Below are 16,954 nucleotides of genomic sequence, written 5' to 3'. Positions count from 1 at the left end.
GCGCATGTTTGAAAATTTAACCGATCGTCTCTCGCAGACGCTGCGCCATGTCACCGGCAAGGCCAAGCTGACCGAAGACAATATTAAAGACACCCTGCGTGAAGTGCGCATGGCGTTGCTGGAAGCCGACGTGGCTTTGCCGGTGGTCAAAGACTTCGTCAACTCGGTCAAAGAGCGCGCGGTCGGCACCGAAGTGTCGCGCAGCCTGACGCCGGGTCAGGCGTTTGTAAAAATCGTCCAGGCCGAACTCGAAAGCCTGATGGGCGCTGCCAACGAGGACCTGCTCCTCAATGTTGCGCCGCCTGCCGTGGTTCTGATGGCCGGTTTGCAGGGTGCGGGTAAAACCACCACCGCCGGCAAGCTGGCGCGCTTCCTTAAAGAGCGCAAAAAGAAAACCGTGATGGTGGTGTCGGCCGACGTGTACCGTCCGGCGGCCATTAAACAGCTGGAAACCCTGGCGGGCGAAGTGGGCGTTACGTTCTTCCCGTCCGATATCAGCCAGAAGCCAGTGGCCATCGCGCAAGCGGCTATTAATGAAGCCAAGCTTAAATTCATCGATGTCGTGATCGTCGACACCGCCGGTCGTCTGCACATCGACGCCGAGATGATGGCCGAGATCCAGGAGTTGCACGCGGCGGTCAAGCCGGTCGAGACCCTGTTCGTGGTCGACGCCATGACCGGTCAGGACGCAGCCAACACCGCCAAGGCTTTTGGTGATGCGCTGCCGCTGACCGGTGTGATCCTGACCAAGGTCGACGGTGATGCCCGTGGCGGTGCGGCGTTGTCCGTGCGCTCGATCACCGGCAAGCCAATCAAGTTCATCGGTATGGGCGAGAAGAGCGACGCGCTCGATCCGTTCCACCCGGACCGTATTGCCTCGCGCATTCTGGGCATGGGCGACGTGCTCAGCCTGATCGAGCAAGCTGAACAGACGCTCGATAAAGACAAAGCCGACAAACTGGCTAAAAAGCTTAAAAAAGGTAAAGGCTTCGACCTCGAAGACTTCCGCGACCAACTGCAACAGATGAAGAACATGGGCGGCCTTGGCGGCCTCATGGACAAACTGCCGAACATGGGCGGTGTCAATCTGGCGCAAATGGGCAATGCCCAGGGCGCTGCTGAAAAGCAGTTCAAGCAAATGGAAGCCATCATCAACTCCATGACTCCGGCCGAGCGTCGTGACCCTGACCTGATCAGCGGTTCGCGCAAACGTCGTATTGCCATGGGTTCCGGCACTCAGGTGCAGGACATCGGCCGCTTGATCAAGCAGCACAAGCAGATGCAAAAGATGATGAAAAAATTCTCCGCCAAAGGCGGAATGGCCAAAATGATGCGCGGCATGGGCTCGATGTTGCCTGGCGGCGGCATGCCAAAAATGTAAATTACCCGCCCGCACGCGTGCGTGCGGGTAACTCGCAACCTTGCGAGACACCCGGCAAACCCGCGTTGTGCGGGAGCTGACCTGTCGCCATTCGTGGCGGCCTTATGGCAAATCTACATCGCAGGCCCATAGGCGCCTGAAAAAGACATTTGCAAAAGTCCGGATATTCCTTAGAATATGCGGCCTTTCGGGCACCTATGCCCGCTGTGCATTTAGATTTGCAGCACCGACTACAGGAACGATGTTCACATGCTAACAATCCGTCTTGCCCTTGGCGGCTCCAAAAAGCGCCCGTTTTACCACTTGACCGTTACCGACAGCCGTAACCCACGTGACGGTTCCCACAAGGAACAAATTGGCTTCTTCAACCCGGTTGCCCGTGGTCAGGAAGTTCGTTTCTCCGTTAAAGAAGACCGTCTCGCTTACTGGTTGGGCGTTGGTGCACAAATGTCTGAGCGTGTAGCTCAGCTTGTGAAGGTCAATGCTAAGGCTGCGGCCTGAGCAATATGAGCGTGACGCCTGAAACTGCTGATGATTTGATCGTTATCGGCAAAATTTACTCGATTCACGGCGTGCGCGGCGAAGTGAAGGTTTACTCCTTTACGGATCCAATTGATAACCTGTTGGACTACAAAAAACTGACGCTTCGGCGCGGTAATGATGTACGACAGGCAGAGCTGGTCAGTGGCCGTTCTCATAACGGCAAGTTTCTGGTTGTAAAGCTCAAGGGTCTCGATGACCGTGATGAAGCAGGTCTTCTTCGCGAATTCGAAATCTGCGTGCCACGCAGCCTGTTCCCTGAACTGACCGACGGCGAGTACTACTGGTACCAGCTGCAGGGACTGAAAGTGACCAACCTTGAAGGGCAATTGCTCGGCAAGATTGTAGACCTTATGGAAACTGGCTCGAACGATGTCATGGAAGTCAAACCTTGCCCAGGTAGCCTGGATGATCGTGAACGCTTGTTGCCCTATACAGAGCAGTGTGTGTTGAACGTTGACCTTGCAGCTGGCGAGATGAAGGTGGATTGGGATGCGGACTTCTAAGCGTGGCTAAATTGCGCGTAGAAGTGATCAGTTTGTTTCCCGAAATGTTTTCCGCCATCAGCGACTACGGCATCACCAGTCGCGCGGTGAAACAAGGGCTCTTGCAGCTCACCTGTTGGAATCCGCGGGACTACACAACGGACCGGCATCACACTGTGGACGATCGCCCATTTGGCGGTGGTCCGGGCATGGTGATGAAGATCAAGCCTCTGGAAGATGCGCTGGTTCAGGCCAGAGAAGCAGCCGGAGAGGCGGCGAAGGTAATTTACCTGTCGCCCCAAGGCCGCCAGCTTAATCAGTCGGCGGTACGCGAACTGGCGAATGAGGAAGCATTAATCCTTATTGCAGGTCGTTATGAAGGCATTGACGAGCGTTTTATAGACGCTTATGTCGATGAAGAGTGGTCGATTGGTGACTATGTACTTTCCGGTGGCGAGCTGCCGGCGATGGTTCTGATTGATGCGGTTACACGACTGCTGCCCGGAGCTTTAGGGCATGTGGACTCCGCGGAGGAAGATTCCTTCACGGACGGTCTGCTGGATTGCCCGCACTACACCCGACCGGAGGTGTATGCGGATCAGCGTGTTCCCGACGTATTGCTAAGTGGCAATCATGCACACATCCGGCGTTGGCGTTTACAGCAGTCCCTTGGGCGGACCTTTGAACGACGCGCCGATCTTCTGGAAAGCCGCTCGCTTTCTGGAGAAGAGAAGAAGCTGCTTGAGGAATATATCCGCGAGCGGGACGATAGTTAACAACGTATCGATGGTAGATCCAGACGATCTACCTTAGGAGCACAGCATGACTAACAAAATCATCCTTGCACTCGAAGCAGAGCAGATGACCAAAGAGATCCCTACCTTTGCCCCGGGCGACACCATTGTCGTTCAGGTGAAAGTGAAGGAAGGCGACCGTTCGCGTCTGCAAGCTTTCGAAGGTGTAGTGATTGCCAAGCGTAACCGTGGCGTGAACAGTGCTTTCACTGTTCGTAAAATCTCCAACGGTGTTGGCGTAGAGCGTACTTTCCAGACCTACAGCCCGCAAATCGACAGCATGGCTGTGAAGCGTCGCGGTGACGTTCGTAAAGCCAAGCTGTACTACCTGCGTGACCTGTCCGGTAAAGCAGCTCGCATCAAGGAAAAACTGGCTTAAGTCCAGCTTCCCGATGCAGAAAAAAGCAGCCTTCGGGCTGCTTTTTTGTTGCCTGAAATTTGTCAGACCTTTGTCCAGTTGTAGGTAGTAAAAAGCATGACTTCGCGCGAGCAAGAGATCCAACGTCGTACAGATTTATCCGTCACCAGCATTACCAAAGCGGTATTCCCTTCGACCACCAATCACCACAACACCTTGTTTGGCGGCACAGCACTGGCCTGGATGGACGAAGTGTCGTTCATCGCCGCGACTCGTTTCTGCCGTTTACCGTTAGTGACCGTTTCGACTGACCGTATCGACTTCAACCACCCGATCGCGGCGGGTTCGATTGTTGAATTGATTGGTCGTGTCGTGAAAGTGGGCAACACCAGCCTCAAGGTTGAAGTTGAAGTGTATGTCGAGAGCATGAGCAGTGATGGTCGTGAACTGGCGATCCAGGGCTTGTTCAGTTTTGTTGCCATCGACGATGCCAAACGCCCGGTGCCGGTGTTACCGGGGTATTAAGTCCGCGACGTCAAGGCACGATCAAAAGATCGCGAGACAAGCTCGCTCCTACAGATTGTGTCCACGGATGTACTCCGTCCGTAGCAGTTGACGAGCCTTGCGAGGCTACGTCCGGCTGCGCAGCAGCCGTAAACCATTTGCAGATCAAAAGATCGCGAGCAAGCTCGCTCCTACAGATTGTGTAGTCGCTGACGAGGCACGAGGCTGCGATGCGGGCCGCAGGACCGCCGTCCACGGGTGTACTCCGTCCATAGCAGTTGTCGAGTTTTGCGAGGCGACGTCCGGCTGCGCAGCAGCCGTAATCCATTCAGGCGTCCTGCCTGATCAACGCCAGCAACGTCCACCCTGCGCCCGGTTTCAATTCGCTTTCGGGCGTCACCACATGCACCCAGCCCGTGCTGTCACGGGCGAACAGCAGGGTGGCGCGTTTGCCGTGCAACGTCTGGTAATCCTCCCAGGTGAAATTGTCGGTCAGCGTGGTGCTGTACATCTCGGCGCCTTGGCTCAGTTCGCTGGCCAATTGCCCGTAGGTCAGCGCCGGATTGCCCAACGCAAGCCCCCGGTATTCATGGCTGGCGCGATGCTTGTCAGAACGGCGGTGTTCTTGGCCGTTGGCCAGTGCAAACACCCGGCGCGGGCCAAACTCATGGGCGAAGCGCACCGCGGCCAAGGTGTTCAGCTCGCCAGACGCCGACAAGGCCAGTAAATGCCCAAGCCCCACCAAATCCAGATGAGTCTCGGCATGCTGTGAGGCCGGATTACCAAAGTAAGTGGGCAAGTTGTCCATGCGCGCAGCGCGGATGTTCTCCCAGTTGGAGTCGGTGAGTACCACGCGGCTGCCTTGCTGTTGCAGGGCTTTGCCGATGGCCCGGGCCGGGCCGTTGGCGCCGACGATCAAAAAACCGCTGGGGGGCGGTTCTGCGACCTTGAGCAGGCGCGCCAGCGGCCGTGCCGTTGCACTTTGCAGCACCACAGTGCCAATGATCACTGCAAAGGTTAGCGGCACCAGCAACAGCGCACCTTCATGCCCCGCCTCGTTGAGCCGGATCGCGAAAATCGCCGACACGGCCGCTGCGACGATCCCCCGCGGCGCGATCCAGGCCAGCAAGGCGCGCTCGCGCCAGTTGAGTTTTGAGCCCGCCGTGGATAGCAGCACATTCAAAGGGCGGGCAACCAGCTGAATAATCAACAGCAAGACCAGCACCACAGGCCCCAGGCCGATCATGGCGTGCAAGTCCAGGCGTGCGGCCAGCAGAATAAACAGGCCTGAAATCAGAAACACACTGAGGTTTTCTTTGAAGTGCAAGATGTTGCGCACATCGACGCCCTTCATGTTGGCCATCCACATGCCCATGAGCGTGACCGCCAGCAGCCCGGACTCATGCATCACCTGGTTGGCCGCAATAAATACCCCCAGCACCCCGGCCAGCGTCGCCAGGCTTTGCAGGTATTCCGGCAGCCATTGCTTGCGCACGATCTGGCCCATGATCCAGCCGCCGATAATGCCAAACAGGCTGCCGCAGATGATAACCCCGGCAAATGTCAGCAAGCTTTGGCTCAGGCCGTTGTCGCTGGCGCGGGCGATGATAAAGCTGTAAACCACCACGGCGAGCAGGGCGCCAATCGGGTCAATAACGATGCCTTCCCAGCGCAGGATGTTGGCAATCGACGCTTTGGGCCGTACCACCCGCAGCATCGGTACAATCACGGTCGGCCCGGTGACCAGGGTCAGGGTGCCGAACAACAGGGCCAGCAGCCAGTCAAAGCCCAGCAGCCAATGGGTAGCCAGGGTGATCACAGCCCAGGTCGCGAGGGCGCCGATAGTCACCAAACGGTGTACCACGCTGCCGATCTCACGCCATTCGGACAGGTGCAAGGTCAGGCTGCCCTCAAACAGAATCAGCGCCACTGCCAGCGAAACCAGCGGCATCAGCAGCGGGCCAAATAGCGCCTGCGGGTCGAGCCAGCCCAATACCGGGCCTACCAAAATACCGGTCAGCAGCAAAAACAGGATGGCCGGCAGCTTGAGCCGCCAGGCCAGCCACTGGGACGCCAGTGCGGCAAGGCCGATACCGCCGAAAGACAGCAAAATCTGTTGTTCGGTCATACGTAGTCCCGTAAAAACTGATGGTTTATCGCGCAGGCTGCCTATGAAAGACTAGCGGCCGCTTTTTCAATTCACATTTTATTTGTGCGCGGCTCACTGGCCGTGCTGTACGAGTGCCAATGCCTGCCATCGACAACCCGCTTATCGACCGCTTTCTGGATGCCTTATGGCTGGAAAAAGGCCTGTCGGACAACACCCGCGATGCATATCGCAGCGACCTGGCGCTGTTCAATGGCTGGTTGCAGGAGCGCGGCATCGAATTGATCGATGCCGGGCGTGAGTTGATCCTCGACCATCTGGCCTGGCGCCTCGACCAAGCGTACAAGCCGCGCTCGACTGCACGCTTTTTGTCCGGTGCACGGGGTTTCTATCGCTATCTCTTGCGTGAAAAGCTCATAGCCGTTGACCCGACCTTGCAGGTCGATATGCCGCAGTTAGGCCGGCCTTTGCCCAAGTCACTGTCAGAAGCAGACGTAGAAGCCTTGCTCGCCGCGCCAGACCTGAGTGAAGCCATCGGCCAGCGTGACCGCGCCATGCTTGAAGTCCTGTATGCCTGCGGGTTGCGGGTGACCGAGCTGGTCAGCCTGACCCTGGAGCAAGTGAACCTGCGTCAGGGCGTGCTGCGGGTGATGGGCAAGGGCAGCAAGGAGCGGCTGGTGCCGATGGGGGAGGAGGCGATTGTCTGGGTTGAGCGCTACCTGCGCGACGGCCGTGCCGAGTTGCTGAACGGCCGCCCCAGCGATGTGCTGTTCCCCAGCCTGCGCGGTGAGCAAATGACCCGCCAGACCTTCTGGCACCGCATCAAGCATCAGGCCATGGTGGCCGGGATCGAAAAATCGCTGTCCCCGCACACGTTGCGGCACGCCTTTGCCACCCATTTGCTCAACCATGGCGCCGATTTGCGCGTGGTGCAGATGCTGTTGGGGCACAGCGACCTGTCCACCACGCAGATTTACACCCACGTAGCCCGTGCCCGCTTGCAAGATCTGCACGCTCAGCACCATCCGCGAGGCTAGCTGGACGTCAGTTGATCGTCGGCCCGGCAAGCCATCTGTGGTAGGCTTTGCCGGTTTCGAAAGCGAGCCGCCAAAACCCGTTTTTACACCGTGGTATCAGGCTTGGCCGTTTGTCCGCCTTCAGGAGTTCCCATGCGCGTGACCCAGATTTTTGCCGCCGCAGCCATTGCGTTGGTCAGTACGTTTTCTTTCGCCGATACCGGCGCCGAACAAGCCATTCGCAAAAGCCTTGATACGCTGCAACTGGATGTTCCGATCGAGAGCATCAGCGCAAGCCCGATGGCGGGCCTGTATGAAGTCAAGCTCAAGGGCAGCCGCGTGCTGTATGCCAGCGCTGATGGCCAGTTCATCGTGCAGGGCTACATGTTCCAGCTCAAGGACGGCAAGCCGGTCAACCTCACCGAAAAGGCCGAGCGTGATGGCGTTGCCAAACTGATCAATGGTATTCCGGTGGCCGAAACCGTCGTTTACCCTGCGGTCGGTGAAACCAAGTCGCATATCACCGTCTTCACCGACACCACCTGCCCGTATTGCCATAAATTGCACGCCGAAATCCCCGAACTGAACAAAATGGGGATTGAAGTGCGCTATGTTGCGTTCCCGCGCCAGGGCCTGGGCTCGCCGGGTGATCAACAGCTGCAGGCGGTCTGGTGTTCCACGGACAAGAAAAGCGCCATGGACAAGATGACCGACGGCAAAACCGTCAACGCGCCGAAATGCGCCAACCCGGTTGCCAAGCAATTTGCCTTGGGGCAGTCCATCGGGGTCAACGGCACACCGGCCATCGTACTTGCCGATGGCCAGGTAATTCCGGGTTATCAGCCTGCTGCGCAGGTTGGCAAGCTGGCACTCAGTGTTAAATAATCCTGCGTCGTTACGCTAAGCCGGTAACGATCATGGCCGGGCACTTCAGCTGCCCGGCTATTAATAGAGAACCGTGGCAGTCCACGGTTGTTTTCCACGGCCGACCTTGAGTCGGCCGTTTTATGGGGAGTTCAGCGTGAATCCGGTCAAAGTAGGTATCTGTGGGCTCGGGACCGTCGGTGGCGGTACCTTTAACGTACTAAAGCGTAACGCCGAGGAGATTGCCCGCCGTGCCGGGCGTGGCATCCAGGTTGCGCAAATTGCTCTGCGTACGCCAAACCCTCAGTGCGACATTACCGGTACCCCCATTACCAACGATGTTTTCGCTGTTGCCACCAACCCTGAAATTGACATCGTTATCGAGCTGATTGGTGGTTACACCATCGCCCGTGAACTGGTGCTCAAAGCCATTGAAAACGGCAAGCACGTGGTCACCGCCAACAAGGCGTTGATTGCTGTGCACGGTAACGAGATTTTCGCCAAGGCTCAGGAAAAGGGCGTTATCGTCGCGTTCGAAGCAGCGGTTGCCGGTGGTATTCCGGTGATCAAGGCGATTCGTGAAGGCTTGTCGGCCAACCGCATCAACTGGGTGGCGGGCATCATCAACGGTACCGGTAACTTCATCCTCACCGAAATGCGCGAAAAGGGCCGTACGTTTGAAGACGTGCTGGCCGAAGCGCAAGCGTTGGGCTATGCCGAAGCAGACCCGACGTTCGACGTTGAAGGCATTGATGCGGCGCACAAACTGACGATTCTGGCGTCGATTGCCTTCGGCATTCCGCTGCAATTCGATAAAGCCTACACCGAAGGCATCACCAAGCTGACCACAGCTGACGTGAACTACGCAGAAGCCCTGGGCTACCGCATCAAGCATCTGGGCGTTGCGCGCAGCACAGCCAGCGGCATCGAGCTGCGGGTTCACCCGACCCTGATCCCGGCTGATCGCCTGATCGCCAACGTCAATGGCGTGATGAACGCGGTGATGGTCAATGGTGACGCGGCAGGTTCGACCCTGTTCTACGGCGCTGGCGCCGGCATGGAACCGACCGCCTCCTCAGTGGTGGCTGACCTGGTTGACGTGGTGCGCGCCATGACCTCCGACCCGGAGAACCGCGTGCCGCACCTGGCCTTCCAGCCGGACGCGCTGTCTGCTCACCCGATCCTGCCGATCGAAGCGTGTGAGAGTGCTTACTACCTGCGCATCCAGGCTAAAGACCATCCGGGCGTTCTGGCTCAAGTGGCCAGCATCTTGTCGGAGCGCGGTATCAACATCGAATCGATCATGCAGAAAGAAGCCGAAGAGCATGACGGTCTGGTGCCAATGATTTTGCTGACTCACCGTGTTATCGAGCAGCACATCAACGACGCCATCACTGCGCTTGAAGCGTTGCAAGGTGTTGTAGGTCCGGTCGTTCGCATCCGCGTAGAAAGTCTCAATTAATTGAGAGCGGCAAGTTTCAAGCTACAAGCTGCAAGCTAAAGGCAACTCTGCTTTTACTTGCAGCTGGGGGCTAAACCGCTTGCCGCTCAAGCCGAAGGTTTGAAAAAAATGCGCTATATCAGCACCCGTGGCCAGGCACCGGCCCTGAATTTTGAAGATGTTCTGTTGGCCGGTCTGGCCAGCGATGGCGGCCTGTACGTGCCGGAGAACCTGCCGCGTTTCACTCAGGAAGAAATCGCTTCCTGGGCAGGCCTGCCGTACCACGAGTTGGCATTCCGGGTGATGCGCCCGTTTGTCACCGGCAGCATTCCTGATGCCGATTTCAAAAAGATTCTGCAAGAAACCTACGGCGCCTTTGCTCACAGCGCGGTTGCACCGCTGCGTCAGCTCAATGGCAACGAATGGGTACTTGAGCTGTTCCACGGCCCTACGCTGGCGTTCAAGGACTTTGCCCTGCAATTGCTGGGGCGTTTGCTGGATTACGTGCTGGCCAAGCGTGGCGAGCGCGTGGTCATTGTTGGCGCAACGTCGGGCGACACCGGCTCGGCGGCCATCGAAGGCTGCAAGCACTGCGAGAACGTGGATATTTTCATCCTGCACCCGAACAACCGGGTGTCGGAAGTACAGCGTCGTCAAATGACTACCCTGTTTGGCGACAACATCCACAACCTCGCCATCGAAGGCAACTTCGATGACTGCCAGGAAATGGTCAAGGCCAGCTTTGCTGACCAGGGCTTCCTCAAGGGCACGCGCCTGGTGGCCGTGAACTCGATCAACTGGGCACGCATCATGGCCCAGATCGTTTACTACTTCCACGCAGCCCTGCAACTGGGCGGCCCGCACCGTTCAGTGTCGTTCTCGGTGCCGACCGGTAACTTTGGCGATATTTTCGCCGGCTACCTGGCGCGCAACATGGGCTTGCCGATCAATCAGTTGATCGTTGCCACCAACCGCAACGACATCCTGCACCGCTTCATGAGCGGCAACCAGTACGCCAAAGAGACCCTGCACGCGACTCTGTCGCCGTCCATGGACATCATGGTGTCGTCGAACTTCGAACGCCTGCTGTTCGACCTGCATGGTCGCAATGGCGCCGCGGTTGCGGGCCTGATGGACGCGTTCAAGCAAACCGGCACCTTCAGCGTGGAAGACGATCGCTGGACTGAAGCTCGCCGTCTGTTCGACTCGTTGGCGGTCAACGACGAGCAAACCTGCGAAACCATCGCTCAGGTGTTCGCTGAAACCGGCGAAGTACTCGACCCGCACACGGCCATTGGCGTGAAGGCGGCCCGTGAGTGCCGTCGTAGCCTGGATATCCCGATGGTTATTCTTGGGACGGCGCATCCGGTCAAGTTCCCCGAGGCTGTTGAGAAAGCGGGTGTAGGAAGAGCTCTGGAGCTTCCTGCTCACCTTTCCGACTTGTTTGAGCGAGAAGAGCGTTACACCGTTTTGGCCAATGACCTTAAAGCCGTACAGGCCTTTGTCAGCCAGCATGGCAACCGTGGGAAAGCCCTTTAAAGGTCTTTTTCTTACGTACTTTTAAGCCCGTCATCTGACGGGCTTTTTTGTGGGTGCGTGGCAAACTTGCTCGGTTTTCGCCTCCGTATGCTGGCGAGTAGCCGGTCAAGGAGGCTGTCATGTCACGTTTTGCCCACGTGCTGAAATCATGGATGTTGCGGGTACTCTGCATCGCGCTGGTGAGCGTCACTACCAGCACCCAGGCAGCCCAAGGCTTGCCGTTCCGGCTGCCGAAAAGCTTTATCGACCTTAAGCCGCTGGTGCTTGATTACGAGCAACAGCACTGGCTGGAGGAGCGCGGTCGGCTACGCGTGGGCATATCCATTGGCGATTACGCCCCCATGGACATCGCCAACGAGCGCAACCGTTATCAGGGCATCAGTGCCGATTACCTCAGCCTGGTGCGGGACAAGCTGGGGGTCACGGTTGAAGTGTTGGGGTTCAGCAAGCGTGACCAGGCAGTGGCAGCGCTGCTCTCGGGCAAAATCGACATTCTGACCAGCGCCACCGGCTACGAGCGCGGTATTGAAGGCCTGCTGTTCTCAAATGAATACATGACCGATCGCTCAGTGATGGTGGGCAAAGAAGCAGCAGCGCCCGACGGGAACTGGGCAGGCAAAAAAATCGGCTTTCTCGACGGCGAGGTTGATGCACACGTTGCCGATGCGTTCTACCCCGACAGTGAGATCATCCTCACCCCCACCTTGCACAGTGCGCTGGAAGCGCTCAATGAAGGCGACATTGATGCGCTGGTTGCCCATGAAATTATTGTCCGGGGCTTCAAGACGCTGCGGTCTTACTCCAGCTTGCGTGTTTTGGGGCAGAGCGCTTTGCCTGAGTCAGGTTTTGCCTTTGCCGTGCGCCGCGGTGATTCGCAGTTGCAGGCCTTGATTGATCGCGCATTGAACAGCCTGGATGACGAAATGGGCCATGTGATCCTTTCGCGCTGGCACGCAGGGCATCTGGGCGCTATTGGCCAGCAGCACATACAGCTGCTGCCTCGCGAGCACGCCTGGATCAAGCAAAATCCGGTGGTCATGGTTGCCTCTCAGCAATACCCGCCGTATGTCTTTAAAAACGGTGAGCAGCGCTGGGAGGGCTTGAACGCGGATATTCTGGCGCGTATTTCCCATATGACCGGGTTGCAGTTTGTCCATCAAGAAAGCGCCTCAACAGCGCAAACCCTGGAAATGCTCAAAAGCGGCAAGGCGCAGATGAATACCACCCTGGCCAAGAATGCCGAGCGTCAGGCTTATCTTAATTTCACCTATTCCTATGGCGGCGCTCCCTGGGTCTTCGTCGTGCGTAACAATGACTTTCGCCTGAGTTCTCTGGATCAACTCGCGGGCAAAGTCTTGGCGCTGCCGGCCCGGCATGCGCTGGAATCAATGATTCGGCGCAACTACCCCGACATCATCCTGCGCAGTGTCGAGAACTATGCGCAGGCACGTGATCTGGTTGAGCAAGGCGAAGCGCTGGCCACGATCCAGAATGAAACACAGGCGTATCTGCACCCGGCCAGACACTTGAAAGTAGGCCGAAGTGTCGATGGTCGCTGGGCCTCCGATAACTTTTCGGTTGCGGATCAGTTCCCGGAACTGCTCGACATACTGAACAAGGGTTTAGAGGCCATCCCCATGACTGATATGCAGGCACTGCGGCACAAGTGGTTGCATGACCTCAAGAAAATGCCGGTCGAACCGCAGGTGTCGATATTACCGTTGTTGTACGGGGGGCTGGCAGGCGCTATTGGCCTGGGGGGCGTTCTGGTGATGTGGAACCGACGCCTGGTAAACCAGTTGCGCATTGCACGCTTGGCCGAGAGCGCTTTAAGCGCCCGCCTGGGATTTGGACAACGCTTCTTTGATGCGATCCCCTGTCCGATTTTTGTGAAGGGGCTTGAAGGACAAGTCATCACCTGTAACCGCACTTACGAAGATTTTTTTTCGACCCGGCTAGAACTGATTCACGGGCGGCGCATGACGGAAGTGCCGTTTTTATCCGTTGAAATCGCAGAGCAGTTTCATGCTGAGTTGATGTCGGTGCTTCGTAACCGCAAGCCTTTTTATCAAAAGCGCAGCCAGGCCTTCAAAACGGCCGGTGGTGAGGTGTGTTGCTGGGTTGTGCCTTTTTACTCGGGCTCAGGTCATTTGGAAGGGGTGGTGGGAGGCTGGTTTGACCTGTCCAAGACGCCAATAATGGGGGTGAACGGTTAGCCAGCGCAGATACGATCTTGTCTAGCGGTGTTTTTGATCCAGGTTGCATCGCTGGTCAATCACTCGCGGTTAGCACACTCTCATGCCCTTGATGGACAGGTATCAGGGTTTAAGGCGGCATCAATTAGTTTTGTTTTTATGAATTGGCCTACATCGATTTAGGATTTGTCTTATGTCGATTCTTAGGCAATCGCACTAAAGTCGGTCCCCTTGCCAATAGTGCGCGAACTCTTCCAAGGCCCTTTATGCGCTCAATGAAAGTTCTGATTCTTGAAGACAATCCATTTCAACTGATGGTGCTACACCAAATGTTGAACGCCTTTCGCATTTTTGACGTGCTGGCTGCCGAGAGTGTCGAGTCTGCCCGTTGCTCATTGGCCAAATGCGAGGGCATTGACCTGGCTATTTGTGATTTGCATCTGGAAGGGTTGTCCGGGATTGAGTTGATTCGTGAGTTGGCGACCAAGCGCGAAGCCCAGGCGCTGATTATTCTCAGTTGCGCCGCGCCACACGTAGTTGAAAGCGCAGTACGTACGGCCCGCGAGGAAGGTTTGGAGGTGTTGGGGTATTTGCCCAAACCCGTGACCGTTAACGGCCTCGGACGCTTGCTGGATGCTTATGGCGCACGGGCTGGCGCATGAAGTGAAAATTGATCCCGCGTATCGGGAACCTTTGCAGTGTTAGCTGTGTCAGATTTTTCATCAGCAAGATCAAGTCTTTTGCTCCGAGACTTGTAGCTTGCTGAGCAGGTCATCATGACCTTGTTAAACCCCGAGTTGTCTCCCCACTGCTCGGGGTTTTTTTTGTGCTTTTTTTGTCAGGGCACCGTCGGTTCTTGCACCGGGAGCGGGGCAGAGGCACGGCCATCATCGGCTTGGTCGGCCTGTATCCAAAAGGTCTGCGCAGACGCAATTGAATCCCGGGGCAGATGTCCCAGCACCGTATTGATGTCGGCAATTGCTTTTTGCCCTTGCGGAGTTTTTGTGCACCCTGCGTAGATGGTTTGGTAGGCCGGGGCACCCTGGATCGGGTAAAAAGCCAGCGCCTTGGATGAGAGGCCATATTGTTTGGCTTTTGACTGAATCTCTGGCCAATAGCCCAGCAGCGTCGGCAGGCGTCCGGCGTGTTGCATTTGCAACAGGCTGCCTATCGCATCGTTGCCGTAATGGATAAAAAGTGGGTCCGTCGGGCTTTTTGACAATTGATCGTCAATCCAGACCCCGTAACTGCGTTTGGCCACCAGACCGAGCTTGACGGACTGAGCGCTCAGCAGGGCAGGCAAGTCGACGGCCTGGTCATGCACAAACGGCGCGATCAGTTGTTCATCCGTACGGCGAATGGCCAGCCCGTTACTGCGTAAACCGAAGATCGGGCTTGAATAAACAATGTGCTGGGCACGGCTCTGATTCCACACCAGCATTGGATCGCAGGCCAGCTCTTGCCCTTCTAGCATTTGCAGGGAACGGGCCCGATTGACCCGCTGGATGACATGCTCATACTGCGGCATGTTGGCGATCAGCACCGGCAGCAAGCGATCGATGATGCCTTGATCCTTGTTCGGCCCATCGTGCACTGCCATCGGTGGCAGGTCGCGCACCAGCCAAATGAGTTTTTCGGCCGCCAGCGCACCGGGCGTGCAAAAAAACATCGCTGAGGTTATCAACCCCGCGCAGATGCCTCGCCATTTCCAGCGCTTGGTCATTGGGCCTGTCTCCTTGGCGGTCCTTAAAACGGCTAAACGGTTAAATCGCGCCTGCCTGTTTCAATTTAACGATGGCGCTGGCGTCGTAGCCCAAATCAGCCAAGACCTCCTGATTATGAGCGCCCAGCTCCGGTCCTACCCACTCGGCTGACCCCGGCGTGTCTGAAAGCCGAGGCACGATGCCTGGCATTTTGAACGCTTTGCCGTCAGGAAGTTTGGCTTGCAAGAACATTTCGCGGGCTAAAAATTGTGGGTCGGTGAACATGTCTTCGGCCGAGAAAATGCGGCTGGCGGGGACTTCTGCCGTGTTCAGGTGATCAAGCACGATTTGCAGCGGTAGCGAGGCAACCCAGCGGTCAATCACGCCGTACAGCTCGTCACGGCGGGCATCCCGGCCATCGTTGCTGGCCAGTTGCGGATCGTTCGCCAGGTCTTCGCGGCCAATAATCAGCATGAAGCGTTTGAAAATGGCGTCGCCATTGGCGCCAATCTGTACGTGCTTGCCGTCCTGGCTGGTATGAATCGAGGAGGGCGTGATGCCCGGCATGATATTGCCGGTGCGCTCGCGAATAAAGCCGAACACATCGAACTCCGGCACCATGCTTTCCATCATGGCGAAAATGGCTTCGTATAGCGCCACATCCACCACTTGGCCCAGGCCGCCATTCACTTCGCGATGACGCAATGCCATCAAGGCGCCAATGACGCCCCACAGCGCGGCAATCGAGTCGCCAATCGAAATGCCGGTGCGCACGGGCGGGCGATCTTCAAAACCGGTGATGTAGCGCAACCCGCCCATGGACTCACCCACCGCGCCAAAACCGGGCTGGTCTTTCATCGGCCCGGTCTGGCCAAAGCCCGACAAACGCACCATCACCAGTTTGGGGTTCAAGGCGTGCAGCACGTCCCAGCCCAAACCCAGTTTTTCCAGGACACCGGGGCGGAAGTTCTCGATCAGGATGTCGGCCTCGGCCAACAGCTCCTTGAGGATGTTCAGGCCATCGGGGTGCTTGAGGTTCAGCGTCAGGGATTTTTTGTTGCGCGCCTGGACGAACCACCACAGCGACGTACCTTCATACAGCTTGCGCCATTTACGCAGGGGATCGCCGCCATCGGGTGATTCCACCTTGATCACATCGGCGCCAAATTCGGCACAAATTCGCGAGGCAAAAGGACCGGCGATCAGGGTGCCCAGTTCGATAACCTTGAGGCCCGAAAGGGGTTTGGTGGCGAGCGACATGCGGAGTCCTTATGCAGAGCGAGCGAGAACAGCGTTTTAACACAAATAGAGCCGTAGTCGCTGCCGCAGGCTGCGAAGGGGGGCGCAGCATCCCGTTTTCTTCAAACCTGCACAGATCCCCTCACAGCCCGCGCGTTTTGCATACGGCCCACAGAGCATGGGCGGATCGGTTAGACTTGCCGTCTTTCTCCGTATCAAGAAGCCCGTTCATGGCCCAGCCGTCCACGACCTACAAGTTCGAACTCAACCTCACCGATCTCGATCGTGGGGTCTATGAAACCGTCAAGCAGACCATCGCCCGCCACCCTTCGGAAACCGAAGAGCGCATGGCTGTGCGCCTTCTGGCTTACGCCCTTTGGTACAACGAGCATCTGTCGTTTGGCCGAGGCCTTTCAGATGTAGACGAGCCAGCGCTGTGGGAAAAAAGCCTGGATGACCGTGTTCTGCACTGGATCGAAGTCGGCCAGCCCGATGCCGACCGTCTGACCTGGTGCTCGCGCCGCACCGAGCGCACCAGTTTGCTGGCCTATGGCAGCTTGCGCGTCTGGGAAGGCAAGGTCATCCCAGCGATCAAAAACCTGAAAAACGTCAACATCGCTGCCGTTCCGCAAGAGATTCTGGAAGTGCTGGCCAAAGACATGCCACGCGTTATCAAGTGGGACGTGATGATCAGTGAAGGCACCGTGTTCGTGACCGACGACCGTGGCCAGCACGAAGTTCAGTTGCAGTGGCTGCAAGGCGAACGCGGTTAATTCACTCGGTTCAAC

The 16,954-nt window shown here is 57.2% G+C and carries 16 protein-coding genes; 13 read left to right on the top strand and 3 right to left on the bottom strand.

The window, feature by feature from the left end; translation table 11 throughout:
* Window positions 1–4: 4 nt before the first annotated feature.
* From ffh to ACJJU9_RS19900, 6 genes are all read left to right on the top strand, one after another.
* The gene (gene ffh, locus ACJJU9_RS19925; protein ID WP_407729364.1) at window positions 5–1,381 is read left to right on the top strand and encodes a signal recognition particle protein; all 1,377 of its coding nucleotides are present in this window, start codon (window positions 5–7) and stop codon (window positions 1,379–1,381) included.
* A 249-nt stretch (window positions 1,382–1,630) separates the two neighbouring features.
* The gene (rpsP, locus tag ACJJU9_RS19920) at window positions 1,631–1,882 is read left to right on the top strand and encodes a 30S ribosomal protein S16 (protein WP_048368177.1); all 252 of its coding nucleotides are present in this window, start codon (window positions 1,631–1,633) and stop codon (window positions 1,880–1,882) included.
* Window positions 1,883–1,887: 5 nt separating this feature from the next.
* The gene (gene rimM / locus ACJJU9_RS19915) at window positions 1,888–2,427 is read left to right on the top strand and encodes a ribosome maturation factor RimM (RefSeq protein WP_407729363.1); all 540 of its coding nucleotides are present in this window, start codon (window positions 1,888–1,890) and stop codon (window positions 2,425–2,427) included.
* 2 nt (window positions 2,428–2,429) lie between these two features.
* The gene (gene trmD / locus ACJJU9_RS19910; protein ID WP_048368174.1) at window positions 2,430–3,182 is read left to right on the top strand and encodes a tRNA (guanosine(37)-N1)-methyltransferase TrmD; all 753 of its coding nucleotides are present in this window, start codon (window positions 2,430–2,432) and stop codon (window positions 3,180–3,182) included.
* Between the two features lie 46 nt (window positions 3,183–3,228).
* A complete protein-coding gene (rplS, locus tag ACJJU9_RS19905; RefSeq protein ID WP_003175895.1) occupies window positions 3,229–3,579 on the top strand; it encodes a 50S ribosomal protein L19 in 351 nt (116 codons plus the stop codon).
* Between the two features lie 96 nt (window positions 3,580–3,675).
* The gene (locus ACJJU9_RS19900) at window positions 3,676–4,083 is read left to right on the top strand and encodes an acyl-CoA thioesterase (protein WP_048368173.1); all 408 of its coding nucleotides are present in this window, start codon (window positions 3,676–3,678) and stop codon (window positions 4,081–4,083) included.
* A 307-nt stretch (window positions 4,084–4,390) separates the two neighbouring features.
* Here ACJJU9_RS19900 and ACJJU9_RS19895 read toward each other — a convergent pair whose 3' ends face one another.
* Window positions 4,391–6,190, bottom strand: a complete 1,800-nt coding sequence (locus ACJJU9_RS19895; protein WP_407729362.1) for a cation:proton antiporter — start codon at window positions 6,188–6,190, stop codon at window positions 4,391–4,393.
* 119 nt (window positions 6,191–6,309) lie between these two features.
* Between ACJJU9_RS19895 and xerD the strand changes: the two genes are divergently transcribed.
* The 6 genes from xerD to ACJJU9_RS19865 all read left to right on the top strand — a co-directional run bounded on the left by xerD (window position 6,310) and on the right by ACJJU9_RS19865 (window position 13,886).
* Window positions 6,310–7,206 carry a site-specific tyrosine recombinase XerD gene (gene xerD, locus ACJJU9_RS19890; RefSeq protein ID WP_048368170.1) on the top strand — a complete coding sequence of 299 codons (897 nt, stop codon included), beginning with the start codon at window positions 6,310–6,312 and terminating at the stop codon, window positions 7,204–7,206.
* A gap of 132 nt (window positions 7,207–7,338) precedes the next feature.
* On the top strand, window positions 7,339–8,070 hold the full coding sequence (locus tag ACJJU9_RS19885; protein WP_048368169.1) for a thioredoxin fold domain-containing protein: 732 nt from the start codon (window positions 7,339–7,341) through the stop codon (window positions 8,068–8,070).
* A gap of 136 nt (window positions 8,071–8,206) precedes the next feature.
* Window positions 8,207–9,511, top strand: coding sequence for a homoserine dehydrogenase (locus ACJJU9_RS19880; RefSeq protein WP_048390998.1), 1,305 nt, complete (start codon window positions 8,207–8,209; stop codon window positions 9,509–9,511).
* A gap of 108 nt (window positions 9,512–9,619) precedes the next feature.
* Window positions 9,620–11,029 carry a threonine synthase gene (gene thrC / locus ACJJU9_RS19875; RefSeq protein WP_048391016.1) on the top strand — a complete coding sequence of 470 codons (1,410 nt, stop codon included), beginning with the start codon at window positions 9,620–9,622 and terminating at the stop codon, window positions 11,027–11,029.
* A 119-nt stretch (window positions 11,030–11,148) separates the two neighbouring features.
* On the top strand, window positions 11,149–13,245 hold the full coding sequence (locus tag ACJJU9_RS19870) for a transporter substrate-binding domain-containing protein (RefSeq protein WP_407729361.1): 2,097 nt from the start codon (window positions 11,149–11,151) through the stop codon (window positions 13,243–13,245).
* A 245-nt stretch (window positions 13,246–13,490) separates the two neighbouring features.
* Complete coding sequence (locus tag ACJJU9_RS19865) at window positions 13,491–13,886, top strand: response regulator (protein WP_048368166.1); 396 nt, start codon at window positions 13,491–13,493, stop codon at window positions 13,884–13,886.
* A 176-nt stretch (window positions 13,887–14,062) separates the two neighbouring features.
* Here the strand turns inward: ACJJU9_RS19865 and ACJJU9_RS19860 are convergent, their stop codons facing one another.
* Both ACJJU9_RS19860 and ACJJU9_RS19855 read right to left on the bottom strand, forming a co-directional pair.
* Entirely contained in the window at window positions 14,063–14,947 is an 885-nt protein-coding gene (locus ACJJU9_RS19860; protein WP_153373660.1) for a TIGR02285 family protein, read from the bottom strand.
* Window positions 14,948–14,987: 40 nt separating this feature from the next.
* Window positions 14,988–16,187: a CaiB/BaiF CoA transferase family protein gene (locus tag ACJJU9_RS19855; RefSeq protein ID WP_407729360.1), complete on the bottom strand. Its 1,200-nt coding sequence runs from the start codon at window positions 16,185–16,187 to the stop codon at window positions 14,988–14,990.
* Window positions 16,188–16,396: 209 nt separating this feature from the next.
* Between ACJJU9_RS19855 and ACJJU9_RS19850 the strand changes: the two genes are divergently transcribed.
* Complete coding sequence (locus tag ACJJU9_RS19850; protein WP_048368162.1) at window positions 16,397–16,939, top strand: YaeQ family protein; 543 nt, start codon at window positions 16,397–16,399, stop codon at window positions 16,937–16,939.
* Window positions 16,940–16,954 lie beyond the last annotated feature (15 nt).

Source organism: Pseudomonas helleri, from assembly GCF_045830615.1.
GTDB classification, from domain to species: Bacteria; Pseudomonadota; Gammaproteobacteria; order Pseudomonadales; family Pseudomonadaceae; genus Aquipseudomonas; species Aquipseudomonas helleri.
Note: the sequence above shows the minus strand (reverse complement) of the source record. Positions and strands in the feature narration are given on the sequence as shown.